Origin of the sequence: Arthrobacter sp. RT-1 (assembly GCF_003367205.1) — a bacterium.
Taxonomy (GTDB): Bacteria; Actinomycetota; Actinomycetes; order Actinomycetales; family Micrococcaceae; genus Arthrobacter.
Genome location: NZ_QRGQ01000001.1, coordinates 223,051 through 249,573 on the forward strand (window position 1 = coordinate 223,051; position 26,523 = coordinate 249,573).

The window sequence follows — 26,523 nt, forward strand, 5'->3', positions numbered from 1 at the left end:
TGCACGGCCCATCGCCACCCCGCACCCTGTAAATTACCGGACGGACGCTCCTGCACGTCGCGTGCAGGAGCGTCGCCGCCTGCCTCAGAACGCGTAACGGATGCGGCAGTAGGGCGCGATGTCCTCAATCAGCGCGGTCAGCTGCCGCACATAGCGGCCCTTGGTTCCGGAACGGTAGCGGACGTTGCTGAACCCGTTGGACGAGACCTTCGATTCCTGCAGGTCCGGGCGCCACAGCACGTTCTCGGCCTGCGGATGCCACCCCAGGTTGACCTCATGGAGCCGCTCATTGTGCGTCAGGAAGATGACTTCTGCCGCGAGCTGGGCCTTGGCTGCAGCTGTCAGGGTGGCATCAAGCTGGCGCAGCAACTCCTCCCAGTCGCGCAGCCAGGTGTCGGTGATGATGACGGGGGAGAAGTTGACGTGCACCTCGTACCCGGCATCCACAAAGTCGTTGATCGCAGCCATGCGTTCAGCCACCGGCGAGGTCCGGACGTCAATCGACTTGGCCAAAGCCGCGGGCATGAGCGAAAAGCGGATCCTGGTGTGGCCACCGTGGTCCCAGCCGAGCATCGCCGGGTTCACGTACTTGGTGGCAAAGGACAGCTTGGCGGTGGGCAGGTCGCGGAAAAGCGTAACGAGGTCCTCCACGTTGTCGCTGATCAGGGCGTCGACGGAGCAGTCGCTGTTTTCGCCGATGTCGTAGACCCAGAGTTCCGGGTCGCACTGGTTGGGCTCCAGCTTCATGCCCTGGCGGGTCGCGTGCCGTTCAAGGGCGCCGGCAATCTGGTCGATGTTGGCAAACACGGTTACCGGGTTGCTGTACCCCTTGTGCCGGGGCACGTAGCAGTAGGCGCATGCCATGGCGCAGCCGTTTGCGGTGGAGGGGGCAATGAAGTCCGCGGACCGGCCGTTCGGCTTGACGGTCAGCGCCTTCTTGACGCCGAGGACCAGGGCCTCGGTCTTGATGCGGGACCAGCGCGGCACGTTCGTTTCATCCCCGTGCAGCTCGGGGATGTTCCAGTGGTTGTCGACAAGCACGACGTCGGCGTCCGGCCAGCGTTCCACGACCTCCTTGCCGCGGGGCAGCTCCAGGGCAGCGGGCTGCGCGTAGATGCGGCGGATTTGCAGCAGCCGGTTGAATTCCACGGTTCCATTCTCCCAAGGCGGCAAGGATGGCGCGGGCAGTTAAGCCCACGGCATGTGCTGTGGCGGCCATCATCCCCTGCCCGGGTCATTCCCGCCGCGCTAGACTGGAGCGATCATGAACGGCGCCCGTCTCCGTCTTCTTGCCTGGGTTATGGCCCTGGCGGCCTTCCTCGCGGGCTGCACACCCGCCGTCGGCCATCTCGACGCCGTCACTGAACAACCCGTCCCGGCCTCTTCGGCCCCGCAGGCCGCGGGAGACGTCGTCGCCCCTCAGCCGGCCCCCTCGTCTACTCCCACCCCCGCCCCGGCTTCTGCCCCGCCCGAGGTCCCGGCGCCCGCCCCCGTACCCCAGCCATTCGCCCTCAACCTGTACCAGGAGGGGGACTTCGTGCCGCAGTACACCTTCGACTGGTGTGTAGCGGCGAGCATCCAGATGGCGCACAACCTCATCGATGACACCGGGGGCGGCACCTGGACAGATTCCACCCAGCAGGGAGACCTGTGGGAGATGGCGCGGGCACGGTCGAACAACTCGTTCAACGGCGCCAACCCGCTCGGCTGGGCGCAGGTGCTGACCGAGGCTGGAATGGGGCCATACACGGTCGTCAGCGTTCCTGACTATGAGGATGCGCTGCAGACGGCGGCGCGCGCCATCACGGAGACCGGACGGCCGGTGGGGCTGGTCATGTGGAGCGGCCGCCACGCATGGGTGATGAGCGGGTTCGAGTCCCTTGGTGATCCCGCCCGGTTCCCGGAGTTCCCGGTCACCGGCATCCGCGTCCTGGATCCGCTTTACCCGCACGGCAGCGAGCGGTGGGGTCCGTCGCCCGAACCCAACAGCCTGCTCACGCCCGAGCAGTTGGCCACGCAGTTCGTGGTCCGCGAACCGCGGCGCTGGAGCAGCGACCTGCCCACCGGCTACATGCTCGTCCTGCCGCGCGCCGCTGCCTGAGCACGCCGCCGCAACCGTTGCGCCGCTCGGTTGCCCGCCGTTCCTGGCGGACCCCTAATACGCGGTGACGGCCACGGTGCGTGTCGCCAGGACCTGACCGGTGATCCAGTGCAGGAAGTCGACCGCGATGGTGTACCTTCCCGCCGCCGGTGGGCGCAGCAGGAAATCGAACTTTTCGGCTGCGCCGGATTTGAGGATGCTGGTGACCAGCGGCTGGCCGACCTGGGAGGGCTGAACGGCCGGTCCGTCCGGGTCGGGGGTATTCCAGAAGGGACGGCCATCGTGCGAGATCAGTTCGGCAATCTCGGCCGGTTGGCTGGCCCCATCGAGGAACCGGGTACGGGTGGGGAAGTAGTCGACATTCACCATGCGGACCAGCGTGGGAGCGATGCCGTCCCTGACCACATTGGCGCGCATCGCACTGATGGCCCAGATCCTGTCCCCCCTGGGCCGGGTGGGAACCGTGCCGCCCAGGAGAACGAAGTGTTTTGGCTCGAAGCGGTTGACGCCTGCGTCGTCCCCGGAGAGACCAGCTGCATGATTCAGTTCGTGCCAGCGCGGGTCAATCGAGTAAGGGGCGATCAATGTCTCCGTGGCGATGTCGTACAGCGGGCCGTCAGTTGAGTGGCGGCGGGTTCCCTTGGGGGGCGGGGCAGTGGAACTCACCTGCGGATCGACGATGATGGGCCCGAACATACCCATTTGTACGTGCATGGGGGTGTTGACGTGGCAGTGGTAGAAGTAGGTTCCGGCGGAGCCGCGGTTGGGGTTGCCGGGGACGCCGACCTCAGGCCTCCACTGGTAGGTGTACTCGCCGGTGACTTCGAAGGAGGTGTGGCCTACGCCGTCGTTCCGGGGGTCGGGTTCGATGCCGTGCCAGTGAATGGTGTGGACCCTCTTGCTGGGTTCCACCGTGCCGTGGAACAGTTGCCCCTCCGTCAGCCGCAACAGCGGTCCGGGAAGCCCGCGGCCGGACCTCTCGTCCTCGAAACTCCAAAACTCGATTTCAGGGCCGTTGGGCACCTGCAATTTCCTGTTGAAGAAATCGAACACCTTGCTGACGTCCGGGCGCTGGCGGAACTCAGTTTCCGGGCTTCCCTCATGAGGCTGGTCCGAGGCGAACTCCACCTGGCTCCGGTACAGGTGATGGCCGCCTGCCACGGTGCCCGGAAGCCCTGGCTCAGGAATCGTGCCCGCTGCCAGGACCCAGTCCGCCACGAGGCCGCCGGGGTACAGCCCGCCGGCCGCCGTCTGCGAGGGCTCCGCGTGGCAGTGCATCGGATACTTCCAGTCGCCACTGCGGGCGTTCCACACCTGGTCCAACACCTCGGGTGGACGCCGGACGGGAAGCAGGGACTCCTTTCGGTCCATCGGTTCGAGCTGTACTGTGTCCTCCCAGTGTTGCAGGAGCACGTCCCCGTCCGGACTGACCCGCCCGCTACTGCGGGGGAAGTCTTCGCCGTTGGCGCGCACCGTCCAGACATGGTTGCCGTGGTAGTGCAGCTGGTGGTCCACGATGCCGGCATTGACCATCCTCATCAGCTGGCCGGTCCGGACGCCACCCGGGCTTGGCGAGGCGCTGAAGTTCCGCACATCCGTTTCACGCGGGTGGCCGGAGGGGAGCGTGTCCTGCTCCCGGCGCTCATTGAATTCCTCATCCGTGGTGACCGCCAGCGACTGGAAGCCCGCGTAACCGTTGAGGGTGAAGTAGCGGGGTACGGCGGGTGTTGAAGCGGGATTGACCGTTTCGCCGCGGGAAGCGATGCGGGCCCAGTTCGGATCCACGTCGTGGCACAACCACAGCCACTGCCGTTCGAACTCGGTCCCACCCGGGAAAAGCTGCCAGGCGCTGGACGGGTCTATCACCACAAGCGCACCGTAGAGGCCGAGGGTCCGTTCCACGGACGCGTTGCCCGGGTCCGTGAACAGATAGGTCCCGGGCGGCGGTGCTTCGAACTCAAGGAGAGCCGATGTCCCCGAAGCAACAGGGCCCGTCGTTTCATCCTGTTCGGCGGGTCCAGCGGTATGGAACCGGAGTTCGTGCGGTTGCGGTAGGTGGTTATGCACCCTTATCCGGACGGTGCTGCCTGTCTCGGCGATGAGGGTGCGGTCCGGAAAATAGCTGGCCCAGTATTCCTTCCTGGCCAAGTACTCTCCGGGATTGTCCGGGTCGGTCTGCAGGGGCGCGGGCCTGCCGTGCGGTGGTACCGGGGCGTCCAGGGGATACGTCCTGCTGGCCACCAGTTGTCCGTCCGCGGAGAAGACCCGTGGGCTCATCCACAGCGACGGGCTGGTGTCGGTCACCGTGGTGCGGCGCTCGCCGAAGCCCCGGTGGTAGACCAGGGAGCCGTCCACCATCGGGACGTAGCCTTCATTGATGTGGACGTCCAGGATGTTCATGACCGCACCTCTTCAACGGCCATCGGCGGCAGGGCCAGCTGGTAGGTTACGTCCCGTTGCTCGTCCGAGTAGTCCAGCTCCAGCTCGAAGGCATCGCGTGGGGCCAGGTAGCTGATCAGAATGTGCTCCGATGCGTGCGGTGCTACGGGGCCGGGGTTGCGGTCAGAGTCGCGTGGAGTGACTGTTGTCCCTGAGGGACGCAGCTTCAGCCGCAGCTGCCCCGGGCTGAATAGCACTGGTACCGGCCCGGCATTCCGGAGCTGCACTTCGACCAGGACGACGTCGGACCAGGTGAGGTTTACTGGTTCGGGCCCCGCCGGGGCGCCCGGCGTCCAGTCATCGTGGCCGTGTCTATCGAGGCGGAGCTCTTCTCTAGTGCTGGCCCGCCGGACCTGCGTGCTGCCTCCGGTGTCCCTGCCGGCGTTCATGTGTGAAGCAGCCGCCGCCAGGGTCCGGAAAGCCGGCTGGCCCTGGGCATCCAGGCGGGCGAGGCGTCCGGCCCGAACGATGGTGAGGGAACCAAAAACCGTGGCCACACTCGTGGTTGTGGTCTGCGGGCTTCGTCCCACAACGCCGTAGCTGCCCCCGGCCAGCAGCAGGAAAGCGCCGCCACCGAGCACCAGTCCGAACTGGCGGCGGTTGAGGCCTCGATTGGAAAATTGGCTTGCATGAGAATTCATCTCGCCTCCCATGTTGTTGCGGTCTAGGCTCATCGTGCTGGCAGCCACCTGCGGAAACCTTGGAGGTCCTGCCGCCGCTTAGCCCTTCCTGGTCCTGCCGGCGCGGAGGAGGGCAGCTACGCCCGCGGTCAGCCCGAACAGTCCTGCCGTGAAGGCCACCCAGGTCAGGGCCGGGACAGATGCGCCGGCGGTTACCGAGGCAGCAGGCACGACGGCGGTTTCCGCCGCGGGTGCTGAGGCGTGGCCATGCTGGGTGGTCGAGGCAGCGGTGGTGGTGAAGACCGGGGCGGGGTCCTGGGGCTCGCCTTGGCCTTCGACCACCGGATCGTCCCAGTTCCGGACGCTGCCGTCAGAGTAGGTCTGCGCCGCGGGCAGCAACACAGCAGTACCGGCCTTCGGAAGCCGGCCCACAGACAACGAGAAGGTCTGGTACTGGTCCTCGGTCAGCTGGCTCTGCACGTCGTTGGCCGTCCAGGTTACGGACAGGGGCGCTTCGGTGACGGTGGCCCCGTCCACGGTTACCGGCTGCGGCAACGTGCCTTTGGCAATCCGGGCGGTCCAACCCGGGACGGGCTTCACGCGGACCGACGTGAACGGTGTTGCCGTGGGCAGATCCACCTTGACGGTGGTGGTTGTGGCGGTCTTGGATTCGCTGGGAACCTTGAAGGTCAACTGGGTGTACCCGCCTTCATCGGTACCTTCCGGGGTCACCGACACGTGGGCGGACGCGGCATCGAGGCCAACAGTCAGACAGGCTGCCGTGGCTGCACCGATGGCAGCTGCTCGCAACGAACGAGGGGGTCTGGTTGTCATGGACAGTCCTTTTACAGGTGGGCTACAAACCACAGCATGCGGGGATGACCCCGGAAATACCTTGTGAATAGCAAGTGCGGACGCCCGGGTTGAACCGCTGTCCGCTCCGCCATCGGGAGCGCTATGCTGCCACATCCTCACGCAGGCTACGGGCATGACTGTTCGCAGTTCCGGCGCGCGGATCCCCGGGGCCCGATTCACGGCGGAAGATGATCATCACGGTGAGAATGCCCAGCATCAGGGCTGCGATGGACCACATTGCGGGGCCCGCCAATTCTGCGGCAGCCGCGGGCGACTGCCCCCACGGCCGGCCTGCAGAGGTGGACCAAGGCAATTCCATGGACGGAGCCTGCTCCATCAACCTCCATCCGCAGAATGCGTAGAGTCCGGCTATTCCCGCTACGACAGGCAGCCGCCTGCCCGGGGCGCCGCCGGTGCCCGGATCCTGGTTCCCTGTGAGTGCGGCGGTGGCCAGGCAACCGGTCACCAGGGCAAGCAGGCTCATGGCGCTGTAGCCGATTTGTCCGGTGGCTGCCCAGTCGAGCAAGGGGGTGTAGTAGATGGCGAAGAGGGACGCCGCTAGAAGGGGAACTGCCGGAAATGGATCCCTCCTCAGTGCTGCGAGGACCGGCTGCACGGTCCGTTCCAGGAACTCCTTAGCCCCGGCGCTGCCGTCCGTTCTGGCGATGACGGTCAGGGTGGCCAGGGTCAGCGGGGCGGCCGGGACGAGCAGCAGCGGCACGATGGCGGTAAGCATCATCTGTGTCAGCACGTGGGCGTTGAACAGGTAGCCCTGATAGGCATGCACGCCGCCGTTGGTGACGATGAACAGGACCGCCACTCCCGCCAACCACAGCAGGGTGCGGTGTAGGGGCCAGGACCGGCCGGTTGTGTGGAGCCGGCGTATGCCCGCCAGATAGATCACGACGGCGAACCCGCAGACCAGGCTCCACACCGGATCGGGGGCCCAGCCGGACAGGTATTCCCACAGCCCGGGCTCGGGAAGCACGGGGCCCGGCTCCCCGGATGTGGCGGCTGGCGGCGGTTCCGTCCGGGCAAGCGCCGCGGCCATCCCGGAAGCGATCCCCATCACGGCGAGCTCGGCAACGGCGAGGGCGGCGAAGAGGCGGCCGCCCCGTTCCGGTGCAAGCTCCAGCCGGTTGATCGACCAACGCCGGTGGAACGTCCCGAACACCCCGAGGATGATGAGCACAGCGGCCTTGGCAAGGACGATTGCGCCATAGGGGCTGAACACGGCTTCGATCGTGCTGATTGTTGCCAGGGCGCCCATATATCCCGAGACCGCAAGGGCTATGAAGCACACCAACGCCAACGTCGAGTACCGGCGTACCGTCGCGCCCAGCTGGCCGGGCGGCAGCACAGGCCGCAGCACCATCAGGGCCAGCAGGCCGCCGAGCCAGACGGCCGCTGTGGCCGAATGCACGAACAGCGCGGTGGTACTGTCCGCATGGTCGGTGCTGCCGGCGGCGTGGGATGTCATGACCAGGGGCAACAGGCCAGCGAAGGCTGTAACGGTGGTGAGTGCAAGCATGCGGGGGCCCCGCAGCCGGGAGCAAGAGATAGCCACAGCTGTTGCTATGAGGATGGTCAGAGTGCCGGACCGGCCGGCATCGATCCCGGTCAGGAACGTCAGGAATGCCTCATCAAACCCGGCTGCAGGGCTCCTGTTGGCCATGAACAGGAAACTCGCCGAGGTATGGATGCAGGCTCCCGCGGCCCAGACAGCCGCCGACCATCCTGCCCATCGAAGAGCCTTGAAGTAGGCGGCTCCGCCGCGGGGGAGCGCAAACGCCGCGAGCATGAGGGTACCGATAGTGCCGGCGCTGGCGAGGTTGCACAGAAGCTTCGCGGCGGGCAGTCCCCAGGCCACGGCCAATCCTGCCCTGTCCAAGGGCCCCGGGTCCGCGCCGCCGCCGTAATTGTAGGCCCACGCCAGCGACAGCATCCCTGCCACCAGCAGCGCTGTCCCGGCCACTGCCTGCATCTTCAGCGACATCGCGCCCCTTCCGCGGCCCTCCGGCCCTGATCCTGGTGGCGCAGCAACGACGCCTGATGTTGTGCCAGCTTGGCGTGCGCCACTTGGGAAATCCTTGGCATCCCACCCGCGGTTCTCCATGCTTGGCCTGGACGGTAGACTTGGATGGGCCGTTCTCCGGCCATTGCCGCCCACGCCCACCGCAGACGATCCGGGCCGCGGCTTATCCCTGCTGTGAAAGGCTTTACCTGCTGTGATTACTGTTCAGGATCTTGAACTGCGTGCCGGCGCCCGGCTCCTGATGGACCAGGTGAGCTTCCGCATCGACAAGGGAGACAAGATCGGGCTCGTGGGCCGTAACGGCGCGGGCAAGACCACTCTTACGCGCGTCCTGGCCGGGGAAGGCCTGCCGGCCGCCGGCAAAGTGACCCGCACCGGCGAAATCGGCTACCTGCCGCAGGATCCCCGCACCCCTGACATGGAGCAGCTCGCACGGGACCGCATCCTGTCCGTCCGGGGCCTGGACATCGCCGTCGGCAAACTCCGGACCGCACACGACGAAATGGCGAGCGACGATCCCGCCGTCCAGCGCAAGGCGATGAACCGCTATGACCGGCTTGAGTCCGAGTTCCTGGCAGCGGGCGGATACGCTGCCGAGGCCGAAGCTGCAGCCATCTGCTCCAATCTTGCACTGCCGGACCGGTTGCTGAACCAGCCGCTCAAGACCCTCTCCGGTGGCCAGCGCCGCCGTGTGGAGCTGGCGCGCATCCTGTATTCGGATGCAGAAACCATGCTCCTTGACGAGCCCACCAACCACCTCGACGCCGATTCCATCGCCTGGCTGCGGGACTTCCTGAAGAACCACCAGGGCGGCCTGATCGTGATCAGCCACGATACTGAGCTTCTCGAAGCCACCGTGAACAAGGTCTTCCTGCTCGACGCCAACCGTGCGCAGATCGACTTCTACAACATGGACTGGAAGCGCTACCTCACCCAGCGCGAAACCGACGAACGTGCCCGCAAGCGGGAACGCGCGAACGCCGAAAAGAAGGCCCAGGTCCTGTTTGACCAGGCCAACAAGATGCGTGCCAAAGCCACCAAGGCCGTCGCAGCGCAGAACATGGCCAAGCGTGCAGAACGCCTGCTCAGCGGACTTGAAGCCGTGCGCGAGCAGGACCGCGTGGCCGCCCTGAGGTTCCCGGACCCGTCACCCTGCGGCAAAACCCCGCTCACCGCGGAAGGCCTCAGCAAGTCCTACGGTTCGCTCGAGATCTTCACCGATGTGGACCTGGCCATCGACCGCGGCTCCAAGGTGGTCATCCTCGGCCTCAACGGCGCCGGCAAAACCACCCTCCTGCGGATGCTCGCGGGCGTGGACCAGCCGGACACCGGTGACGTTATTGCCGGCCACGGCCTCAAGGTGGGCTACTACGCCCAGGAACACGAAACGCTCGACGTCGACCGCACCGTGTTGGAAAACATGCGTTCCGCTGCCCCCGACATGAAGGACGCCGAAGTCCGCGGCATCCTCGGTTCATTCCTGTTTTCCGGCGACGACGTGGACAAGCCCGCCGGCGTCCTCTCCGGCGGCGAAAAAACCCGCCTTGCCCTGGCCACCATCGTCGCGTCCAGCGCGAATGTGCTCCTCCTCGACGAGCCCACCAACAACCTCGACCCCGCCAGCCGCGCCGAAATCCTTGGCGCCCTCAAGAACTACAGCGGCGCCGTCGTCCTGGTCAGCCACGACGAAGGGGCGGTCGAAGCACTCAACCCCGAGCGCGTTGTCCTGCTGCCCGACGGCGTCGAAGACCACTGGAACGAAGACTACCTGGACCTGATAACCCTGGCTTAAGCCTTCTTCCCTGTTGGTGCGCCGTGGTCGCCTTCGCTCCGCAGCGCGCGCGATTTCCCGCGTGCTGGCTCGTCCCTCGCCTTTGACGCACGCTACATAAATCACCCGCACTACCTCGCTTGTGGGTTCGTCACCGGTCAGCGTGGTTCAGTTGTCAGCGGACGGGCAGTTCCTTTGCTTCGGTGATTCTTTGCAGCTCTTTGTAGGTGATGCTCAACATTGAGTTGTGGTCGCCTGCTCCTGCCCAGAGGAGGTTGTGCTTCTGGAGCGACTTGTCCAGGAGGGTCCTGATCTTTTCGGCGTGCCCAACCGGGGCCACTCCGCCTACATGCTGGCCGGTGTGCTTCAGGACGAAGTCTGGGGAGGCCCGTCGGATCTCTCTTGTTCTCAATCCTCCGCGACCGGACAGCCTGCTGCCTGTCGGCGCCCCTCCCGTCGGCCCTGGCGCATTGCGCACTTAGGCACAAGCGCAGCAGCGTGGGTGATTTATGTAGCGTGCGTCAAAGGCGAGGAACGAGCCAGCACGCGGGAAATCACTCGCGTTGCGGAGCGAACGGAACGTGGAGGCACCTAACGGCGGAGCGGGAGACCGTCAGTAGCCCTGGGCGTCGAGGAGGGCGTCTTCCTCCTCTTCAGAGGTCGCCTTCTTCCGCTTGCGGGGAGGCGACGGACGACGGCGGGCTGCCGCGGCAGCGGAGTGAACGGGGCTGCCCGAGTCGAGGGATCCGTCCGTGCTTTCGGCCTCGTCTTCGGCGTCGATCGCCGCGTTGCGGGCCTGCTGGCGGGCCGCGTAGCCGAAGCCGACGAACATCAGGACACCGAAGGCGAACCACTGCAGGGAGTAGGACAGGTGCGTGCCCTCCTCGGTGGACGGCTTCGGGAAGGCCGCCGGCATCTGGGCTGCCGGCGGTGTCTCCGACGCGAGCTGGCCGTATGCGCCGGTGAGCAGGGGATACCCGAGCTGTGCCGAGTACGCAGTGAGGTCGATGGACGCCAGCTGGCCTTCGGGCGCGCCGCGCTGCAGTTCAGGTTCCGGGTGCTTCAGGCGCACGACGGCGGTCACCTCACCTGCCGGCGGTTCCGGCACCGAATCCGGGCTTCCCGGGTTCTTGTTGCCGATGGGCAGCCACCCGCGGTCAATCACTACCGTTTCACCGGACGCCAGGCGGAAGGGGACAACCACCTCATAGCCGGGCTGGCCGTTCAGCGGACGGTTGCGGACAATCCGCTGGCCCGCTACGTCGTAGGTGCCCCTCAGTTCCACCTGGGTCCACTCCTTCGCAGGGTCCAGCTCCATGAACTGGTCCCGGACTTCAGCAAAGGGAACGGGGGCTGCGGAGTAGTTGGTCACCACGCGGTTGATTTCGGCAAGCGTCTCAGCGCGGCGGTCCATCTGCCAGCGGCCCAGGAAGACGCAGGCGGTGGCAAAGATGGCAGCCAGCAGGAGGTAACCCAGCCACTTGCTGGAGAAGAGGAAACGGTACATTCAGCGGTCCTGCTCCAAAAGGCCAGCCGGGGAGCCGGCATCCAGCGGGAGGGTTTCCTTCCAAAGCCCGCGGGTCTGCAGGTAATCTTCCAGCCAGTCCCGGTGCTCTGCGCAGGCAAGCCAGATCTTGCGGCGCTCGGGGGTGTGGATCTTGGGGTTGTTCCAGAGGAGCTGCCAGGAGGCGCCGGACCGGCAGGCCTTGCGTGAACAGACGGCGGCGGCCTCCGTAAAGGACGGCTCAGACCCTGCAGCGAAATCAAAGATGCTCATGATGCCTTCCGCTCCTCCCCGGGGCCGGTCTCGTCGTCGTCGTTAATCAACTCGCCCTGCAGGACCTCGTCGCCGGGCCTGTCGGCAACCAAGGGTTGGGGCGGGCTCTCTATCTCGGCCAGCGGCGCGGAATCCAGCAACAGGTCGCTGTGTGCCTCCGCCTTATCGTTGCCGTTGGCGATGACCACCGCAATCCATGGGAGGAAGACCGCTCCGGCAACCATGAGGATCTTGAACCAGCCGTCCACCACGAAGATGAGGATCAGGCAGACCATGCGGATGCCCATCGCCAGCGCGTACTTGATCATGCGCTTACGCATGTCCTCGGAATGGGCTCCCGCGGCATCCGTAATGCTGTGAACCTCCGAATCGCCGGAGAACCGCCCGGGTTCTTCAGGCGCGGATTGTCCCGCATGGTTTTCAAGGGTCACGGTGGTTTATCACGCTCCAAAGGCTTGCATCAATTCTCTCACCATCGGCAGTGGCACCCAAACCCGGGCCAAGGCGGGCGCTAAGATCGAAGGCAGCCAAATCACACCCTTGCTACCGCGGCGCAGCATGCCGCAGAATTCCGGAGCCTCTAAATGACTGAAGCAGTTTCCGCCCCCCGCAGCGTCCTGATCACGGGCGGCAACCGCGGCATCGGCCTGGCCATCGCTGAGGCTTTCCTGGCCAATGGGGACAAGGTGGCGGTGACTTACCGCAGCGAGGCGAAACTGCCCGAAGGAATCCTGGGAGTCAAGGCCGACGTCACCGACGAGGCCTCCGTGGACGCGGCCTTCAAAGAGGTTGAGGCTGCCCACGGTCCGGTCGAGGTCCTGGTGGCGAACGCCGGCATCACCAAGGACACACTGCTGCTGCGCATGAGCGAAGACGACTTCACCTCCGTCATCGACACCAACCTGACCGGTGCCTTCAGGGTCATCAAGCGGGCCTCCAAGGGCATGATCCGGCTCCGCAAGGGCCGTGTTGTCCTCATTTCCTCGGTCTCCGGCCTCTACGGTGCGCCCGGACAGATCAACTACTCCGCCTCGAAGGCGGGCCTGGTGGGCATCGCCCGATCCCTGACACGCGAACTCGGTTCCCGCGGCATCACCGCCAACGTGGTGGCCCCGGGCTTCATTAACACGGACATGACCGCAGAACTCCCCGAAGCCACGCAGAAGGACTACCTCACCAGCATCCCGGCCGGCCGCTTTGCCGAGGCCTCGGAAGTTGCCAACGTGGTCCGCTGGATCTCCAGCGACGAAGCCGCCTACATTTCCGGCGCCGTCATCCCGGTGGACGGCGGCCTGGGCATGGGGCACTAAGCACAACCTGCACCGGTGGACGTACGCGGACGGCACATGCTCACCCCGCCGCCGCGAACGCCTCTTCCAGCCAGCCTGCCACTTCGTCGTCAATGTCCTCAACGGTGCGCAGTTCCAGGTGATGCATCCAGACGCCTGGGGATGGATGGACTATTTCCTTGAACCGGGAAGACTCCAGGCGGCGGGGGAGGGCAATGGACAGCACGGCCGGAACATTGGTTTTAAGATTTCGGCGCGGATTCCAGACATAGGCAAATCCGCGCCGGTTCCGGAACGCCACCTGGCTGATGGTGGTATGCACCGAGGCCGGGACAGCGCCGCTTAGAGCCCGCCCTACCGCCTCATAGATGCGCAGTCCCTCAGGTGAATTGCTGAAGACCTGTTCCGGCGTGGACTCCGCACCGGCCGGCCGCTGCTGTGCCATACGGGGAGCCTACGCCGGGTCAAGGTGTGCAGCACCGTCAAACTAGCTGGAATCGCCTTCTTTGTGGGGGTCAGACAACGGAATCAGCACCCGCCGCTGGCATGATGGACTGCAGACCAACTCCGACTTAGACGTTTCGAACAAAAGGAGCCCCTATGGGACTGCTGGACAACAAGACCGCCATCGTCACTGGATCATCGCGCGGCATCGGCGCTGACGTTGCCAAAATCCTCGCCGGCCAGGGCGCCGCCGTCGTGGTCAACTACCGCCAGAAGGCGCCGCGCGCCAACAAGGTAGTGCAGGGCATCGAGGCCGACGGCGGCCGCGCCGTCGCCGTGGGCGCAGACCTCACCACCCAGGAAGGCGTGCAGGCCCTGGCCTCCGCCGCGATGGAAAACTTCGGTTCCCTCGACATCCTGGTCCTGAACGCCTCCGGCGGCATGGAAACCGGCATGGGCGAGGACTACGCCCTCAAGCTGAACCGCGACGCCCAGGTCAACATGCTCAACGCCGCGGTGCCCCTGATGAAGGAGGGCTCACGGGTGGTCTTCGTCACCAGCCACCAGGCGCACTTCATCAACACCGTCCCCACCATGCCGGCCTACGAGCCGGTAGCCCGCAGCAAGCGTGCCGGTGAGGACGCACTCCGTGATCTCATCCCCGCACTGGCCGAGAAGGGCATCTCCCTGGTGGTTGTCTCCGGCGACATGATCGAGGGCACCGTCACCGCCACCCTGCTGGACCGCTCCACCCCCGGAGCCATCGAGGCCCGCCGTGCCGAGGCCGGGAAACTGTACTCAGTGGAGGAATTCGCCCAGGTGGTGGCTGGCATGGTGACCGCCGACGTCGAATCCGGCCACACCGAGTACGCCGGTGGAGCCGACTACTTCGGCAAGGGCGGCCAGTCCGCCAGCTAGCTGGGCTTCCCACAACGAAATGACAGTTCGCGGCAATGTTCCTTCGGGACACTGCCGCGAACTGTCATTTCGCGGTTAAGTCGCTAGACGTCAGACGCCGGCGACGTAGCGGACGGCGTCGAGATAGGGCATGTTGACGGCGGCATCCGCCACGGCCCGCACGGCAGGCTTGGCATTGAAGGCGATGCCGATGCCTGCGGCGCCGAGCATGTCCAGGTCGTTGGCGCCGTCGCCAACTGCAATGGTGTGCTCCAGGGCAATGCCTTCCGCGGCGGCCCATTCCCGCAGGAACTTCTCTTTGGCTGCACGGTCCACCACGGCGCCCAGCACCTTGCCGGTCAGCGCGCCGTCAACGATTTCCAGCTCATTGGCCTGCCAGTAGTCCAGGCCAAGGTCAGCGGCGATGGGCTCGAGGATCTGGTTGAATCCGCCGGACACGACGGCCACCACATGGCCGGCCTTCTTGAACGCCGCCACCAGCTCCGCGGCACCCAGGCTCAGTTTCACTTCCGCGCGGACGTTATTGACGACGTCGGCGGGCAGCCCCGCGAGCACCGCGACCCGGGCGTGCAGGCTCTGGGTGAAGTCCAGTTCCCCGCGCATGGCGGCTTCCGTGACGGCTGCCACCTCCTCGCGCTTGCCGGCGTATGCCGCAAGGAGCTCGATGACCTCCTGCTGGATGAGGGTGGAGTCGACGTCCATGATGAGCAGTTTGCGCTCCGCGGCACGGAGCCCGGCCGGAACCAGCGCGGTGTCCAGGCCATCGATGGCCGTGCCCGCAATGGCCCGCCGCAGTACGGCGAGGCCGGCGGCGGTGGCATCCGGAAGGTCCAGTCCGGCGACGTGCACCCCGTAGCGGTCATCGCCCAGGGAGTCCTCTGACTGCACAACCGCGCCGTGGGCAGCGAGGACGGAACGCAGCTGCTCCAGCCCGTTTGGAGTCATATTTTGGCCATAGCTGACCGCAGTCACGTTCGAAGTCATGCCTACAATCTTATCCAGTGGGGCCCGGGCCCCTTGAATTGCGTCCCGCCGGCAGGGAACCGATGTCCGCTACATCAGCTCAGGCAGCAGAACGGGTGGCCGGCCGGATCAAGGAACACACGGAACGTGGTGCCCGGCTGGTATTCGTGTCTTCCAGTCGAGCAGTGTGCCGTAGAACTCGGCCAGGATTTTGGGGTCCGGGCAGTCAAGGACAACGACAGGAAAGCGTGCGATAGCCATAGCCAACACTCCAGGTGCGGCCTCCGGGACCACCTACAGTTTTGTGGGCTTGAATGTGCGTAGTCGGGCTGGTCACATCAGTTATCAGTCGCCATGTTTTTTGTCCTAGTGTCTACTCCTATGAGTGATGTTCTGGAATTGGATGCCGTCAGCGTTGTCCGCGGCAAAAAGACCCTGTTGGACAAGGTTGACTGGCAGGTCAATGAAGGCGAACGCTGGGTCATCCTCGGCCCCAACGGAGCCGGCAAAACCACCCTCCTCCAGATCGCAGCAGCACGCCTCCACCCGAGCAGCGGCACGGCGGGCATCCTTGACGAAACCTTGGGCCGTGTGGACGTCTTTGAACTCCGCCCCCGCATCGGGCTGTCATCGGCTGCCCTCGCCACCCAGATCCCCGAGCATGAGAACGTCCTCAACGTCGTTGTCACCGCCGCCTACGGCGTCACCGGCCGCTGGCGGGAAGGCTACGAGCGCGACGACGAGCGCCGCGCCTTCCGCCTGCTGAACGACTGGGGGATGGGTCCTCTCCTGAACAGGACCTTTGCCACCCTGTCCGAGGGGGAGCGAAAGCGTGTCCAGATCGCCCGTGCCCTCATGACGGACCCCGAACTGCTGCTGCTGGATGAGCCCGCTGCCGGCCTTGACCTGGGCGGCCGCGAAGAACTGGTCCACAAGCTGGGCGAACTGGCCAGCGACGAGGCAGCGCCGGCCATGGTCCTGGTGACCCACCACCTTGAGGAAGTTCCGCCGGGCTTCACGCACGCCATGCTGTTGCGCGACGGCGGCGTGGTGGCCGCCGGACCCATCACCGAAGTCCTCACCGACGAGCACCTCAGCGCCACTTTCGGCCTCGCCCTGGATGTGACGGAAAACTCCGGCCGTTACTCCGCAACCGCCCGCCGCTAAGGCAGGGTTCACCGCCAGCAGTGGAGATCCTTAGCAGCATCCTGGTCTTTTTCGCGGGCCTGTGGGCCGGCACCATCAACGCAGTGGTCGGCTCCGGCACGCTGGTGACCTTTCCCGTACTCATCGCCCTCGGCGTCGCGCCGGTGGTGGCCTCCATGAGCAACGCCATGGGGCTGGTGGCCGGCACGGCGGCCGGGGCGTGGGGTTACCGGCGCGAGCTGGCAGGCCGGGGCCGCCAGCTGATGAAGCTGCTGCCGGCCTCACTGCTGGGCGGAATCACCGGTGCCTACCTGCTGCTGCACCTGCCCGAGCAGGTCTTCCACTATGTGGCACCCGTCCTGCTGGTGCTTGCCCTGCTGATGGTGGTCTTCCAGCCCAGACTTCAGGCATGGGTGCGGAGCCGCGAGGAGAACCCGGAACATGCCATCCGGGACCGCAGCCACGGCGTGCTCCTTGTGGTGCTGGTGTACCTCGCCGGCGTGTACGGGGGCTACTTCGTGGCAGCCCAGGGCATCCTGCTGGTGGGCATCCTGGGCGTGTTCCTGACCGGGACCATGCAGAATGCCAACGCCATGAAGAACATCCTGGTGCTCGGCGTCAACATGGTGGCGGCGGTGTCCTACCTGATCTTTGCCTTCGACCGGATCAACTGGCTGGTGGTCCTGCTGATCGCCGTTAGTTCCACGATCGGTGGCCTGGTTGGTTCCAAGGTGGGGCGCAAGCTCTCCCCGAAGGTCCTGCGGGCCGTCATCTTCACCCTTGGCATCGTGGCCCTGGGCGTGATGGTCGCCAACCTGCTGAAATAATCACCCGGTGACGTTCCACTATCTAGAGTCCGCCGATGATCCCCGGGTGGGCGACTACACCACACTGACCGATGTGCACCTGCGGAAGCTCCGGGAACCACGCGAAGGCATGTACATCGCCGAATCCTCCCGGGTCCTGCGCCGTGCCCTGGCGGCCGGGCACCAGCCGCGGTCGTTCTTCCTGGCCGAGAAGTGGCTCGCAGACCTCGACGACGTCTTCCAGGCATACCCCGACGTTCCGGTTTTCATCGGGAAGGCAGCCCTGCTCGAGGAAATCACCGGCTTCCACTTGCACCGCGGGGCCATGGCCGCCATGCACCGCCCCGCCCCCGTGCCGCTGCCCGAACTGCTGGCGGGCGCGCGCCGGGTAGCAGTCCTGGAGGACATCGTGGACCACACCAACGTGGGCGCCATCTTCCGGTCCGCCGCCGCCCTGGACATCGACGCCGTCCTGGTCTCACCCCGCTGCGGGGACCCCCTGTACCGCCGCAGCGTCCGGGTCAGCATGGGCACCGTCTTCCAGGTCCCCTGGGCACGCCTCGAAAGCTGGCCGGCAGACCTCCAGGTGCTCAAGGACCACGGCTTCACCGTTGCCGCCCTGGAGCTGACGGCGGACGCCCAGGACGTGGATGTGGTGGCCGCCCGGAACCCGGACAAGCTGGCGCTGGTGCTCGGCACGGAAGGTGCCGGCATGAGCGCCGAAACGCTTGCCGCCGTCGACCTCGCCGTCAAGATCCCCATGCGCAATGGCGTGGATTCGCTCAACGTTGCTGCCGCATCTGCTGTGGCCTTCTGGGAGCTGCGGGCGCGGCCCCAAGCCTCTGCCGCCGAATTGCATACTCTGCCACAGCCACGTTGATGACCCACCCGGCGCCCATGAGCAGTGCCCGCCCTGCCTCACCGGGCTGGCCTGCGAGCACCATCCACGGGATCGATACGAGAGCCTGGGTCCCGGCTGCGATCCCGATGGCGTAGGCGCGGGTCATCCATGCCCCGTGGTGCTGATACCTGCGCCTGGCGAGGGCCATTACCCCCAGGATGATGCTGGCAAGCATGGCGGTTCCGAAGATCAGGCGCAGGATGAAAAGTGCGGGGCCGTCCCCCTGTGGAAGGTCGTAGAATGCGGCCATCCAGAGGCCGGACAGGGCCACCAGGAGGCCGGCGGGTATCAGGACAACGCCGGCTGCCCGGTGCCAGGCGGTACGGCCGGAGCGTCCCCTGCGGAGGCCGGGGACAAACTGGAACGCCCCCAGCAGGCTGTAGAGAATGGCAGCGGGTATGTGCACCATCACGGGTATGGGCGAGGCAAAGAACCGTGCATTGGCCGGCGTAACGGGAGCGCCCCCGGTCAACTCGGCCATGCGCAGGGAACCGAAAATGACGGGGATGAGGCTGACAAAGATGAGGCCTGCCGGTACCAGCCAACCTGCCTGCCTGCGCCGGGCCGGTGCCTGAGTCGCTATCGATTGAGTCGCCATGTCTCGTCTTCTTTCCGCAGCTGCCGCGTCGAGGTGTACGGCGTACACCCGTTCTCCGACCAAATCTAGGTGTACGCTGTACACCTGTCAATGGCTATCACGGGCGGGAAGATATGACAGACCTCAACGAACGGCCTGCACGGGCACCCAGGGGTCCGCTTAGCAGGCAACGGGTGCTTCACGCTGCGCTCCTGCTGGCGGACCAGGCTGGGGTGGATTCATTGAGCATGCGCAGGCTCGCCGGGGAGCTGGGTGTGGTGCCGATGGCCCTTTACAAGCATGTGGCGAACAAGGAAGAACTGCTGGACGGCATGGTGGACGCCATCATTCAAGAGATCGCACCTCCTCCGCCGGGCCTTCCATGGAAGGAGGCCGTCCGGGTGCGCGTGCTCTCAGCCAGGACGACCCTCCGCCAGCACCCCTGGGCCCGCCGCGTCATCGAAACCAGGACATCGAAGACCCCCGCCGTTCTCGATTACATGGACTCGTTCACCGGGATATTCCTGGCCGGCGGGCTGTCTGCGGACCTGACCCACCACGCATTGCACGCACTGGGCGGGCGCATGTGGGGCTTCACGCAGGAATTGTTTGACGAACCCGCGGCAGCGGAACAAGCCGCCCACGTCCCGCCCGACGTGCAGCTGGCCATGATCCGGCAGATGGCCAGGCTGTACCCGAATATTGCCGCTGTCGCGGCGCCCGGAGCCCATGATGGAGGCACCGTGGTTGCTTACGGCTGCGACGACCAGTTTGAGTTCGAATTCGCCCTTGACCTGCTGCTGGACGGCATTGAGCAGCTTCACGCCCAAGGCTGGACGTCCCCGCGCTCCCTCCCGCCCGGGGAGTAGCGGCGCGGTTCGTCAGGCCCGCCGGCATCCGCTATGATTGATAGCTGGTTGTCCTGCTTTTTCAGCCTCGGCTGCAGCAGCCGCAGCCATCCCATTCATACCTGGCAACTGGCAAAATCCAGTTGCGTTGAACAAAGGTCCCATTATGAAGTCTGATATCCACCCGAAGTACGAAGCTGTTGTTTTCAACGACCTGGCCTCCGGCACGAAGTTCCTGACCCGCTCCACCGTGTCTTCCTCGAAGACCATCGAGTGGGAAGACGGCAACACCTACCCGGTCATCGACGTCGAAATCTCCTCCGAGTCCCACCCGTTCTACACGGGCAAGCAGCGCATCATGGACTCCGCAGGCCGCGTCGAGCGCTTCAACGCTCGCTTCAAGGGCTTCGGCGGCAAGAAGTAATCCACTTCCCCCAAGCTTCATGACGAAAGCCCGCACCGGCAACGGTGCGGGCTTTTCGCGTTAACGGCCAGGCCGCTTCTGCGGCAGGATGGATGGCATGACGCACCCTCCGCTTCCTGAAACCCACCCTGCCGCAACCGAACGCCTGCACGGTGAATACAAGGTGCCGGGCGGGAAACTGGTGGTGGCAGACCTCACCGTCGCCGATGGATCACTGGCGGACGTCTCCATCAGCGGTGACTTCTTCCTGGAACCCGACGAGGCCCTACTGGACATCAACCGGGCCCTCACCGGCCTGCCGGAAGCAACGGCCACCGCCGAGCTTGCCGAGGCCGTGACTGCCGCGCTTCCGGCTGATGCCGCCTTGTTCGGCTTTTCGGCAGACGCCGTGGCGATCGCTGTCCGCCGTGCCCTGGCCAAGGCCACATCGTGGGCGGACCATGACTGGAACATCATGGGACCCACCGTCCTGCCCACCGAAATCAATGTCGCCCTGGATGAGGTCCTCACCGAGGAAGTGGGTGCCGGCCGGCGCAGTCCCACCCTGAGGTTCTGGGACTGGGAGGAGCCCTCCGTGGTGATCGGCAGCTTCCAGTCCTTCCGCAACGAGGTGGATCCCGACGGCGTGGCGAAGCACGGCATCAAGGTTGTCCGCCGCATCAGCGGCGGGGGAGCGATGTTCATGGAGGCCGGCAACTGCATCACCTACTCGCTGTACCTGCCCCAGACCCTGGTGGACGGCATCAGCTTCGCGGATTCCTACCCGTTCCTGGACGCCTGGGTCATGGCCGCCCTGGAGAAGCTCGGCATTACGGCCTTCTATGTACCGCTGAATGACATCGCCACGGACCAGGGAAAGATCGGGGGCGCCGCCCAGAAGCGCCTTGCCAACGGCGGGATGCTGCACCATGTCACCATGAGCTATGACATCGACGCGGACAAGATGGTGGAAGTCCTGCGCATCGGCAAGGAGAAGCTGTCCGACAAGGGGACCCGCAGTGCCAAGAAGCGGGTGGATCCGCTGCGACGGCAGACCGGCCTGGCGCGGACTGCCATCATCGCGGCGATGATGGATGTGTTTGCCGAACGGTACGGCGCCACCCCGTCAGAGCTGTCCGAGGCGGAACTGGCCGCAGCCAGCGACAGGGTGGCCGCCAAGTTCGGCACGGAGGAGTGGCTCCACCGGGTCCCCTGAGTGCCCGAAGTCAGGGAGCAGGTGAACCAACGACGGCGGCCTGCGCCGTGAGTGCCCGCAGCAGGTGGCTGCGCTGCTCCACGATGATGCGGCGCAGGGCCCGCGGAGCACCGGTATGGGCCGCCAGCCACTCGTCGGTCCTGCGGAGCACCGGATGCTCCGCAGGCTGCATCCCTTCCGCCAGGTCCTGGTCCAGAGGAAACAGGCCGCGGACAATCCGGCTGGCGATTTCGATGCTGCGGCCCTCCCACACATCCAGCAGGCGCTCAAAGTACGGTTCCACATACGGCTCCAGCAGCGCAGCCGGTGCCGTGGTGAAACCGCTGATCGTCGCGCTGAGCAGCTGATTGGAGAGCGTGTCACCGTGGACAGCCTCCTTCCACGCCGCGGCCTTGACCCCGGGCTCTGGGCGGGCAGCGAGCGCTGTGGCATGCCCCGCCCTACCTGACGCCGTGGTGTCCCGTGCCAGCTCGGCGTCGAGTTCCGCTACGGTCGCTTGGCCATTGGCCGCGAGTGCATGCCAGAAGTGCCAGCGCAGTTCGGCGTCCACCGCCAACCCCTTCACCGGGGCTGAGCCGTCCAGGAGGCCTTTAAGCCGGGGCACCAGGGTTCCGTCGTGCCTGCTGAGTGTGCCGAGGGTCCGGGCCCAGGCGAGCTGGTGGTCGGAACCCGGGACGGCCCGGTCCAGTTCCGCCGCCACGGTTGCCAGGAAGGATGTCCGGACGGCTTCCCGTCCGGGGGCCGGTGTGTAGCGTTCGACGGCGGTACAGGCGTTTTCGAGGATGTTCAGCAGGACGCCGATGCCGGTTTCCGCCGGCCCAAACGCAGCCACGGCGTCCACATATAGCGCCGCAGGGCTTTCGCCGTCCCTTGCGGAGTTCCAGAGCGCAGTCCAGCAGAGGGCGCGGGCCATCGGGTCGGAGATCCTGTCCAGCGATGCCAGGACGGTTGCCAGGGACACCGGGTCCAGCCGGACCTTGGCGTACGTCAGGTCGTCGTCATTGAGGAGCAGGAGTGCGGGACGTGGCATTCCTGACAGCTCCGGCACAGCGGTGAAGGCACCGCTGACATCGGTTTCCACGCTGCCCGCGCGGACCAGCGCTCCTTCGCCGTCGACGTCGTACAGCCCCACCCGGAGCCGGTGCGGCCGCGGCTCGTTACGTCCCGTGACCGGATCCGTGGCGTCCTGGACGATGCGCACGTCGCCCAGGACGCCGTCGTCGTTCCCCTGGCCGGCGGCGATGTCCAGCGAAAGGGTGGAAATCCCTGAGGTCTGCAGCCATTGCTGCGCCCAGCCGGTGAGGTCCCGCCCGGAGGAGGCACTGAGGGATTCCAGGAGGTCCGCCAGGGTGGTGTTGGAGTAGGCGTGCTTGCGGAAGTACTCGCGGGAGCCGGCGATGAACGCGTCAAAGCCGACGTAGGCCACCAGTTGCTTCAGTACCGAGGCGCCCTTGGCGTAGGTAATGCCGTCGAAGTTCTGCTTGGCGGCCTCGAGGTCCGGGATGTCCGCGACGATGGGGTGCGTGGTGGGCAGTTGATCCTGGAGGTAGGCCCAGGCCTTGCGCTTGTTGGCGAAGCTGACCCAGGCGGAATCCCAGTCAGTGGCCTTGTCCACGCCCAGCGTGCCCATATAGTCGGCGAAGGACTCCTTGAGCCAGAGGTCATCCCACCACTGCATGGTCACCAGGTCCCCGAACCACATGTGTGCCATCTCGTGCATGAGCGTGTTGGCGCGGCCCTGGTACTGGGCGTCGGTGGCACGGGACGTGAAAACGTAGCTGTCCGTGAATGTCACCAGGCCGGGGTTTTCCATGGCGCCGAGGTTGTATTCGGGGACGAAGGCCTGGTCGTACTTGCCCCAGGGGTAGGGGTAGGCGAACAGCCGGTTGAAGAAGTCCAGGCCGTTCTTGGTCAGCGTGAACAGCCGTTCCGCGTCGAAGGATTCCGCCATGGACGCCCGGCAGTAGAGGGCCAGCGGGATGTCGAGGGAGGTCCCGTCGTCGAGCGTTGCCTGCCAGCGGTCCTCGGCCTTGAAGTACGGGCCGGCCAGCACTGTGGTGATGTACGTGGACATCGGCTCAGTCGCGGCAAAGTCCCAGCGTGCGGTGGCAGGGTCGCTGGTGAGGAGCGTCCGGGCGGTTTCCACCCCGTTGGAGGCGACCTGCCACCCGGCGGGCGCCATGACGTGGAAGGCGAAGGTTGCCTTGAGGTCCGGCTGCTCAAAGTTGGCAAATACGCGGCGGGCGTCAGCCGGCTCGTACTGGGTGTACAGGTAGCACTGCCCGTCTGCCGGGTCCACGAACCGGTGCATCCCCTCGCCGGACCGGCTGTACAGGGCGGTTCCGGTGACGGTGACCTGGTTCCGGGACTGCAGGTTGTCCAGCCGGATACGGGCGCCGTCCACCACGTCCTCTACGGGCAGCGCCTTGCCGTTGAGGACCACGCTGTGGACGCTGCTGCCAATAAAGTCCAGGAAGGTAGAAGAACCGGGCTCCGACGCGGTGAAGGTGATGACGCTGCGACTGGTGTAGCCGGCAACGCCCGGGTCAGCCGCCTGCCGCACGTCCAGCGACACGTCGTAGCTGTCGGTGCTGATCAGGGCAGAACGTTCAGCGGCTTCATCGCGGCGCAGTTTTTCATTTGACACCGGGCTATCTAATCACGGGCCGGGTGCCCGGGTGTCAGGCAGCGATCAGCAGGGCCGCCGCCAGGCCCAGCACGGCGATCAGCAGCCAGGATGCCAGCGCGGCCAGCAGTGCACGCCCGCCGGTCAGCAGGAGCGTCCGGATGCGCACCGCGGAACCCAGCCCGAACAGCGCGGCGCCGAGCAGGACGTCCTGCAACGCGGCCCCTGCCTCGAGCCAGTCCTCCGCCAGCCAGCCTGTGGACCGGAGCCCCACCATGGCCACGAATCCCAGGACGAACAGGGGCACCACCGGCGGAAGTTTCGTATGCCCGCCGTCCGTGTCCGCGTCCGTCCGGACGGTGAGGCGCTGGTGCGTTCCGGCCAGGGCTGCCACGGGTGCCAGCAGGAGCACCCGGGTGAGCTTGACCACGACGGCGATGCCCAGTGCCGCCGTCCCCGCGGTTTGCGCGGTGGCCACCACCTGGCCGACGTCGTGCACGGAGGCGCCGATCCAGGCACCGAAGACCGGGGCTGTGAGCTGCAGGGGGTGGACGAACAGCGGCAGGACGCCAATGGCAAGGGTTCCGCAGAGCGTCACCAGCGCCACGGGCAGGACGGTGTCCACGTGACGGATCCGCCGCACGGCCGCCATGGCGCCAATGGCGGATGCGCCGCAGATCGAGAATCCGGTGGCCACCAGGAGGGACGTGACCGGGGGAAGCCGGAAGAGCCTGGAAATCAGGTAGGTCCCGCCAAAGCTGGCAGCCACAACCCCTACAATCAGTGCCAGGGCCAGCCAGCCCAGCCCGAGGACGTCCATGATGCTGACCTTCAGGCCCAGCAGGACAATCCCGCCGCGCATTAGGTGCTTACCGGCAAAATCCAGGCCGGGCCGTGCCCGGCCCGCTGTCCACATGCCGGCTGCCGGCAGGTTGGCCGCCAGGACTCCCAGCACCACGGCCAACGTCATGGCGGGCAGGACCGGCACCAGCCAATGCACAAGGAAGGCGGCCACCAATGCGGCGGCTGCCGTGGCCAGTCCGGGAAGCAGCCTGTCAGCGCGACGGGGGTTGCCCGGACCCGGCGCTGGGAGGCTTCTGCTGACTGGCACTCACCTACTGTGCCGGAAAAGGCCCGGAATGCACGAACCCGTGCCGCTGCGCCAACACGCCAGAAGGGACGGCAGTAATGAATTCGAAACAAAAAGATGGTTGGCTATTGGGCATGTCAGACCTTTTTCAGGAATACTCCGAGGCCGCCGGCCGGACCGGAGCCTACGATGAGATGTTCGCCCCCGGGCAGCAAGCCAGGGGCTCCTACGGGCAGGTGGCGGACGCCCTTCGCAAGCTTTCCCTGGCCGATGTCAGTGCCCGGGCCGATTCGATGGCGCGCACGTTCCTGGACCGCGGTGTGACCTTCGACTTTGCCGGCGAGGAGCGGCCCTTCCCGCTGGATATCGTCCCCCGTGTTATTCCTGCCGCGGAATGGGATGTCCTGGAACGGGGCGTCGCCCAGCGGGTGCGGGCGCTGGAAGCGTTCCTGAACGACGTGTACGACAAGATGACCGTGGTGTCCGACGGCGTGATTCCCCGGCAGCTGGTAACCACCAGCGCACACTTCCACCGGCAGGTCCACGGTTTTGAACCCGCCGGCGGCGTCCGCGTGCACATCTCCGGCATCGACGTGGTCCGGGATGCTGCGGGAACGTTCCGTGTCCTGGAGGACAACGTCCGCGTCCCCTCGGGCGTCAGCTACGTGCTGGAGAACCGGCGGGCCATGGCCAAGGGCCTTCCCGAAGCCTTCGGACAGCAGCTCATCCGGCCCGTGGAGGAGTACCCCCGCCGGCTGCTCTCGGCCCTGCGGAAGACCGCGCCTGCCGGTGTGGACGATCCCACCGTCGTCGTCCTGACCCCCGGCGTCTTCAACAGCGCCTACTTCGAGCACACCCTGCTGGCAGGCCTGATGGGCGTTGAACTCGTGGAGGGCAGGGACCTCATTTGCCGCGGAAACCGGGTGTACATGCGCACCACGGCCGGTGAGCAGCGCGTGGACGTCATCTACAAGCGGATCGACGACGACTTCCTCGATCCGCTTCAGTTCCGGGCCGACTCCATGCTGGGCTGCCCCGGGCTGGTCAACGCCGCACGCGCCGGCGGCGTCACCATCGCGAACGCCGTGGGCAACGGCGTCGCGGATGACAAACTGGTTTACAGTTACGTTCCTGACCTGATCCGCTACTACCTCAGCGAGGAGCCCATCATCGCGAACGTTGACACGTTCCGCCTCGAAGAGAAGGAAGCCCGGGAGTACACCCTGGACAACCTCGCCGAACTCGTGGTCAAGCCGGTGGACGGTTCCGGCGGCAAGGGACTGGTCATCGGGCCCGACGCCTCCAACGACGAACTGGACGCGCTCCGGCAGCGGATCATCGGTGACCCGCGCGGCTGGATCGCCCAGCCCGTCCTGCAGCTTTCCACGGTTCCCACCCTGAGCGGTGACAAGTTCGGCCCCCGCCACGTTGACCTGCGTCCCTTCGCAGTGAACGACGGCGACAACGTCTGGGTGCTGCCCGGCGGACTGACGCGGGTGGCGCTGAAGGAAGGCTCCCTGATTGTGAACTCCAGCCAGGGCGGCGGGTCCAAGGACACCTGGGTGCTCGCCGACTCGCCGCAGGTGCCGGTGGAAACCGTTCCCCGGCCCTCAATTTCCCTGCGTGAGCGCGTGTCTGTCTGGCCCGTGGAAAGCAACTGGCGCGACCGCCAGTCGGAGCAGCAGCAGTGAGCCGGAC

General features: G+C 66.0%; 24 protein-coding genes and 1 pseudogene. 11 read left to right on the forward strand and 14 right to left on the reverse strand.

Annotated elements, in window-relative coordinates; translation table 11 throughout:
- Window positions 1–84: 84 nt before the first annotated feature.
- Entirely contained in the window at window positions 85–1,149 is a 1,065-nt protein-coding gene (locus DXK94_RS01010; protein ID WP_115523435.1) for a spore photoproduct lyase family protein, read from the reverse strand.
- Window positions 1,150–1,264: 115 nt separating this feature from the next.
- On the opposite strand from DXK94_RS01010, the gene DXK94_RS01015 reads away from it, so the two are divergent.
- Window positions 1,265–2,101, forward strand: a complete 837-nt coding sequence (locus DXK94_RS01015; protein WP_115523436.1) for a hypothetical protein — start codon at window positions 1,265–1,267, stop codon at window positions 2,099–2,101.
- Between the two features lie 54 nt (window positions 2,102–2,155).
- On the opposite strand, the gene DXK94_RS01020 is transcribed toward DXK94_RS01015, so the two are convergent.
- From DXK94_RS01020 to DXK94_RS01035, 4 genes are all read right to left on the reverse strand, one after another.
- Window positions 2,156–4,501, reverse strand: a complete 2,346-nt coding sequence (locus tag DXK94_RS01020; protein WP_115523437.1) for a multicopper oxidase domain-containing protein — start codon at window positions 4,499–4,501, stop codon at window positions 2,156–2,158.
- Window positions 4,498–5,181 carry a hypothetical protein gene (locus DXK94_RS01025; RefSeq protein WP_147294349.1) on the reverse strand — a complete coding sequence of 228 codons (684 nt, stop codon included), beginning with the start codon at window positions 5,179–5,181 and terminating at the stop codon, window positions 4,498–4,500. The genes DXK94_RS01020 and DXK94_RS01025 overlap by 4 nt, the downstream gene beginning before the upstream one ends.
- 78 nt (window positions 5,182–5,259) lie before the next feature.
- Entirely contained in the window at window positions 5,260–5,994 is a 735-nt protein-coding gene (locus DXK94_RS01030; RefSeq protein WP_115523439.1) for a YcnI family protein, read from the reverse strand.
- A 121-nt stretch (window positions 5,995–6,115) separates the two neighbouring features.
- Window positions 6,116–8,011 (reverse strand): cytochrome c oxidase assembly protein, encoded by a 1,896-nt coding sequence (locus DXK94_RS01035; RefSeq protein WP_181884704.1) that lies wholly within the window; start codon window positions 8,009–8,011, stop codon window positions 6,116–6,118.
- 232 nt (window positions 8,012–8,243) lie between these two features.
- Here DXK94_RS01035 and DXK94_RS01040 point away from each other — a divergent pair, with 232 nt between their 5' ends.
- The gene (locus DXK94_RS01040) at window positions 8,244–9,842 is read left to right on the forward strand and encodes an ABC-F family ATP-binding cassette domain-containing protein (protein WP_079596083.1); all 1,599 of its coding nucleotides are present in this window, start codon (window positions 8,244–8,246) and stop codon (window positions 9,840–9,842) included.
- Between the two features lie 154 nt (window positions 9,843–9,996).
- Here DXK94_RS01040 and DXK94_RS01045 read toward each other — a convergent pair.
- The 4 genes and pseudogenes from DXK94_RS01045 to DXK94_RS01060 all read right to left on the reverse strand — a co-directional run.
- A pseudogene (locus DXK94_RS01045) lies at window positions 9,997–10,224 on the reverse strand (YbaK/EbsC family protein); the annotation flags it as partial.
- Window positions 10,225–10,434: 210 nt separating this feature from the next.
- A complete protein-coding gene (locus DXK94_RS01050) occupies window positions 10,435–11,328 on the reverse strand; it encodes an SURF1 family protein (RefSeq protein ID WP_115523442.1) in 894 nt (297 codons plus the stop codon).
- Complete coding sequence (locus DXK94_RS01055; RefSeq protein WP_115523443.1) at window positions 11,329–11,598, reverse strand: hypothetical protein; 270 nt, start codon at window positions 11,596–11,598, stop codon at window positions 11,329–11,331.
- Complete coding sequence (locus tag DXK94_RS01060; RefSeq protein WP_115523444.1) at window positions 11,595–12,029, reverse strand: DUF3099 domain-containing protein; 435 nt, start codon at window positions 12,027–12,029, stop codon at window positions 11,595–11,597. Before DXK94_RS01060 ends, DXK94_RS01055 begins: the two co-directional genes overlap by 4 nt.
- 153 nt (window positions 12,030–12,182) lie before the next feature.
- Between DXK94_RS01060 and DXK94_RS01065 the strand changes: the two genes are divergently transcribed.
- Window positions 12,183–12,908 carry a beta-ketoacyl-ACP reductase gene (locus DXK94_RS01065; RefSeq protein WP_115523445.1) on the forward strand — a complete coding sequence of 242 codons (726 nt, stop codon included), beginning with the start codon at window positions 12,183–12,185 and terminating at the stop codon, window positions 12,906–12,908.
- A 40-nt stretch (window positions 12,909–12,948) separates the two neighbouring features.
- Here DXK94_RS01065 and DXK94_RS01070 read toward each other — a convergent pair whose 3' ends face one another.
- Complete coding sequence (locus DXK94_RS01070; protein ID WP_115523446.1) at window positions 12,949–13,332, reverse strand: DUF5655 domain-containing protein; 384 nt, start codon at window positions 13,330–13,332, stop codon at window positions 12,949–12,951.
- A gap of 155 nt (window positions 13,333–13,487) precedes the next feature.
- On the opposite strand from DXK94_RS01070, the gene DXK94_RS01075 reads away from it, so the two are divergent.
- The gene (locus DXK94_RS01075; RefSeq protein WP_115523447.1) at window positions 13,488–14,249 is read left to right on the forward strand and encodes an SDR family oxidoreductase; all 762 of its coding nucleotides are present in this window, start codon (window positions 13,488–13,490) and stop codon (window positions 14,247–14,249) included.
- Window positions 14,250–14,339: 90 nt separating this feature from the next.
- On the opposite strand, the gene serB is transcribed toward DXK94_RS01075, so the two are convergent.
- The gene (serB, locus tag DXK94_RS01080; RefSeq protein WP_115523448.1) at window positions 14,340–15,233 is read right to left on the reverse strand and encodes a phosphoserine phosphatase SerB; all 894 of its coding nucleotides are present in this window, start codon (window positions 15,231–15,233) and stop codon (window positions 14,340–14,342) included.
- 360 nt (window positions 15,234–15,593) lie between these two features.
- Here serB and DXK94_RS01085 point away from each other — a divergent pair, with 360 nt between their 5' ends.
- Genes DXK94_RS01085 through DXK94_RS01095 form a run of 3 tightly spaced genes read left to right on the forward strand, consistent with a single transcriptional unit; the run spans window position 15,594 to window position 18,044 of the window.
- The gene (locus tag DXK94_RS01085) at window positions 15,594–16,379 is read left to right on the forward strand and encodes an ABC transporter ATP-binding protein (RefSeq protein WP_079596092.1); all 786 of its coding nucleotides are present in this window, start codon (window positions 15,594–15,596) and stop codon (window positions 16,377–16,379) included.
- A gap of 20 nt (window positions 16,380–16,399) precedes the next feature.
- A complete protein-coding gene (locus tag DXK94_RS01090; protein WP_079596093.1) occupies window positions 16,400–17,185 on the forward strand; it encodes a sulfite exporter TauE/SafE family protein in 786 nt (261 codons plus the stop codon).
- A gap of 7 nt (window positions 17,186–17,192) precedes the next feature.
- Complete coding sequence (locus DXK94_RS01095) at window positions 17,193–18,044, forward strand: RNA methyltransferase (RefSeq protein WP_079596094.1); 852 nt, start codon at window positions 17,193–17,195, stop codon at window positions 18,042–18,044.
- On the opposite strand, the gene DXK94_RS01100 is transcribed toward DXK94_RS01095, so the two are convergent.
- Window positions 17,947–18,663, reverse strand: a complete 717-nt coding sequence (locus tag DXK94_RS01100; protein WP_115523449.1) for a DUF2306 domain-containing protein — start codon at window positions 18,661–18,663, stop codon at window positions 17,947–17,949. The two genes, DXK94_RS01095 and DXK94_RS01100, sit on opposite strands and share 98 nt — an antisense overlap.
- Window positions 18,664–18,776: 113 nt before the next feature.
- On the opposite strand from DXK94_RS01100, the gene DXK94_RS01105 reads away from it, so the two are divergent.
- From DXK94_RS01105 to DXK94_RS01115, 3 genes are all read left to right on the forward strand, one after another.
- Window positions 18,777–19,511: a TetR/AcrR family transcriptional regulator gene (locus tag DXK94_RS01105; RefSeq protein ID WP_115523450.1), complete on the forward strand. Its 735-nt coding sequence runs from the start codon at window positions 18,777–18,779 to the stop codon at window positions 19,509–19,511.
- A 145-nt stretch (window positions 19,512–19,656) separates the two neighbouring features.
- On the forward strand, window positions 19,657–19,914 hold the full coding sequence (locus tag DXK94_RS01110; RefSeq protein WP_003802336.1) for a type B 50S ribosomal protein L31: 258 nt from the start codon (window positions 19,657–19,659) through the stop codon (window positions 19,912–19,914).
- A 97-nt stretch (window positions 19,915–20,011) separates the two neighbouring features.
- A complete protein-coding gene (locus DXK94_RS01115) occupies window positions 20,012–21,109 on the forward strand; it encodes a biotin/lipoate A/B protein ligase family protein (protein ID WP_115523451.1) in 1,098 nt (365 codons plus the stop codon).
- A 10-nt stretch (window positions 21,110–21,119) separates the two neighbouring features.
- Here DXK94_RS01115 and pepN read toward each other — a convergent pair whose 3' ends face one another.
- Together pepN and DXK94_RS01125 are read right to left on the reverse strand one after the other, a co-directional pair.
- The gene (gene pepN, locus DXK94_RS01120) at window positions 21,120–23,756 is read right to left on the reverse strand and encodes an aminopeptidase N (RefSeq protein ID WP_115523452.1); all 2,637 of its coding nucleotides are present in this window, start codon (window positions 23,754–23,756) and stop codon (window positions 21,120–21,122) included.
- Window positions 23,757–23,790: 34 nt separating this feature from the next.
- Entirely contained in the window at window positions 23,791–24,846 is a 1,056-nt protein-coding gene (locus DXK94_RS01125; RefSeq protein WP_115523453.1) for a YeiH family protein, read from the reverse strand.
- A gap of 113 nt (window positions 24,847–24,959) precedes the next feature.
- Here DXK94_RS01125 and DXK94_RS01130 point away from each other — a divergent pair, with 113 nt between their 5' ends.
- The gene (locus DXK94_RS01130; protein WP_115523454.1) at window positions 24,960–26,516 is read left to right on the forward strand and encodes a circularly permuted type 2 ATP-grasp protein; all 1,557 of its coding nucleotides are present in this window, start codon (window positions 24,960–24,962) and stop codon (window positions 26,514–26,516) included.
- Window positions 26,517–26,523: the final 7 nt, after the last annotated feature.

Coding starts and splice junctions, on each gene's coding strand:
- DXK94_RS01085 (WP_079596092.1), top strand. CDS start 15,594: ATGAGTGATGTTCTGGAATTGGATGCCGTCAGCGTTGTCCGCGGCAAA.
- DXK94_RS01065 (WP_115523445.1), top strand. CDS start 12,183: ATGACTGAAGCAGTTTCCGCCCCCCGCAGCGTCCTGATCACGGGCGGC.
- DXK94_RS01100 (WP_115523449.1), bottom strand. CDS start 18,663: ATGGCGACTCAATCGATAGCGACTCAGGCACCGGCCCGGCGCAGGCAG.
- DXK94_RS01130 (WP_115523454.1), top strand. CDS start 24,960: ATGTCAGACCTTTTTCAGGAATACTCCGAGGCCGCCGGCCGGACCGGA.
- DXK94_RS01070 (WP_115523446.1), bottom strand. CDS start 13,332: ATGGCACAGCAGCGGCCGGCCGGTGCGGAGTCCACGCCGGAACAGGTC.
- DXK94_RS01075 (WP_115523447.1), top strand. CDS start 13,488: ATGGGACTGCTGGACAACAAGACCGCCATCGTCACTGGATCATCGCGC.
- DXK94_RS01035 (WP_181884704.1), bottom strand. CDS start 8,011: ATGTCGCTGAAGATGCAGGCAGTGGCCGGGACAGCGCTGCTGGTGGCA.
- DXK94_RS01055 (WP_115523443.1), bottom strand. CDS start 11,598: ATGAGCATCTTTGATTTCGCTGCAGGGTCTGAGCCGTCCTTTACGGAG.
- DXK94_RS01105 (WP_115523450.1), top strand. CDS start 18,777: ATGACAGACCTCAACGAACGGCCTGCACGGGCACCCAGGGGTCCGCTT.
- DXK94_RS01015 (WP_115523436.1), top strand. CDS start 1,265: ATGAACGGCGCCCGTCTCCGTCTTCTTGCCTGGGTTATGGCCCTGGCG.
- DXK94_RS01030 (WP_115523439.1), bottom strand. CDS start 5,994: ATGACAACCAGACCCCCTCGTTCGTTGCGAGCAGCTGCCATCGGTGCA.
- DXK94_RS01115 (WP_115523451.1), top strand. CDS start 20,012: ATGACGCACCCTCCGCTTCCTGAAACCCACCCTGCCGCAACCGAACGC.
- serB (WP_115523448.1), bottom strand. CDS start 15,233: ATGACTTCGAACGTGACTGCGGTCAGCTATGGCCAAAATATGACTCCA.
- DXK94_RS01110 (WP_003802336.1), top strand. CDS start 19,657: ATGAAGTCTGATATCCACCCGAAGTACGAAGCTGTTGTTTTCAACGAC.
- DXK94_RS01025 (WP_147294349.1), bottom strand. CDS start 5,181: ATGAATTCTCATGCAAGCCAATTTTCCAATCGAGGCCTCAACCGCCGC.
- DXK94_RS01020 (WP_115523437.1), bottom strand. CDS start 4,501: ATGAACATCCTGGACGTCCACATCAATGAAGGCTACGTCCCGATGGTG.
- DXK94_RS01050 (WP_115523442.1), bottom strand. CDS start 11,328: ATGTACCGTTTCCTCTTCTCCAGCAAGTGGCTGGGTTACCTCCTGCTG.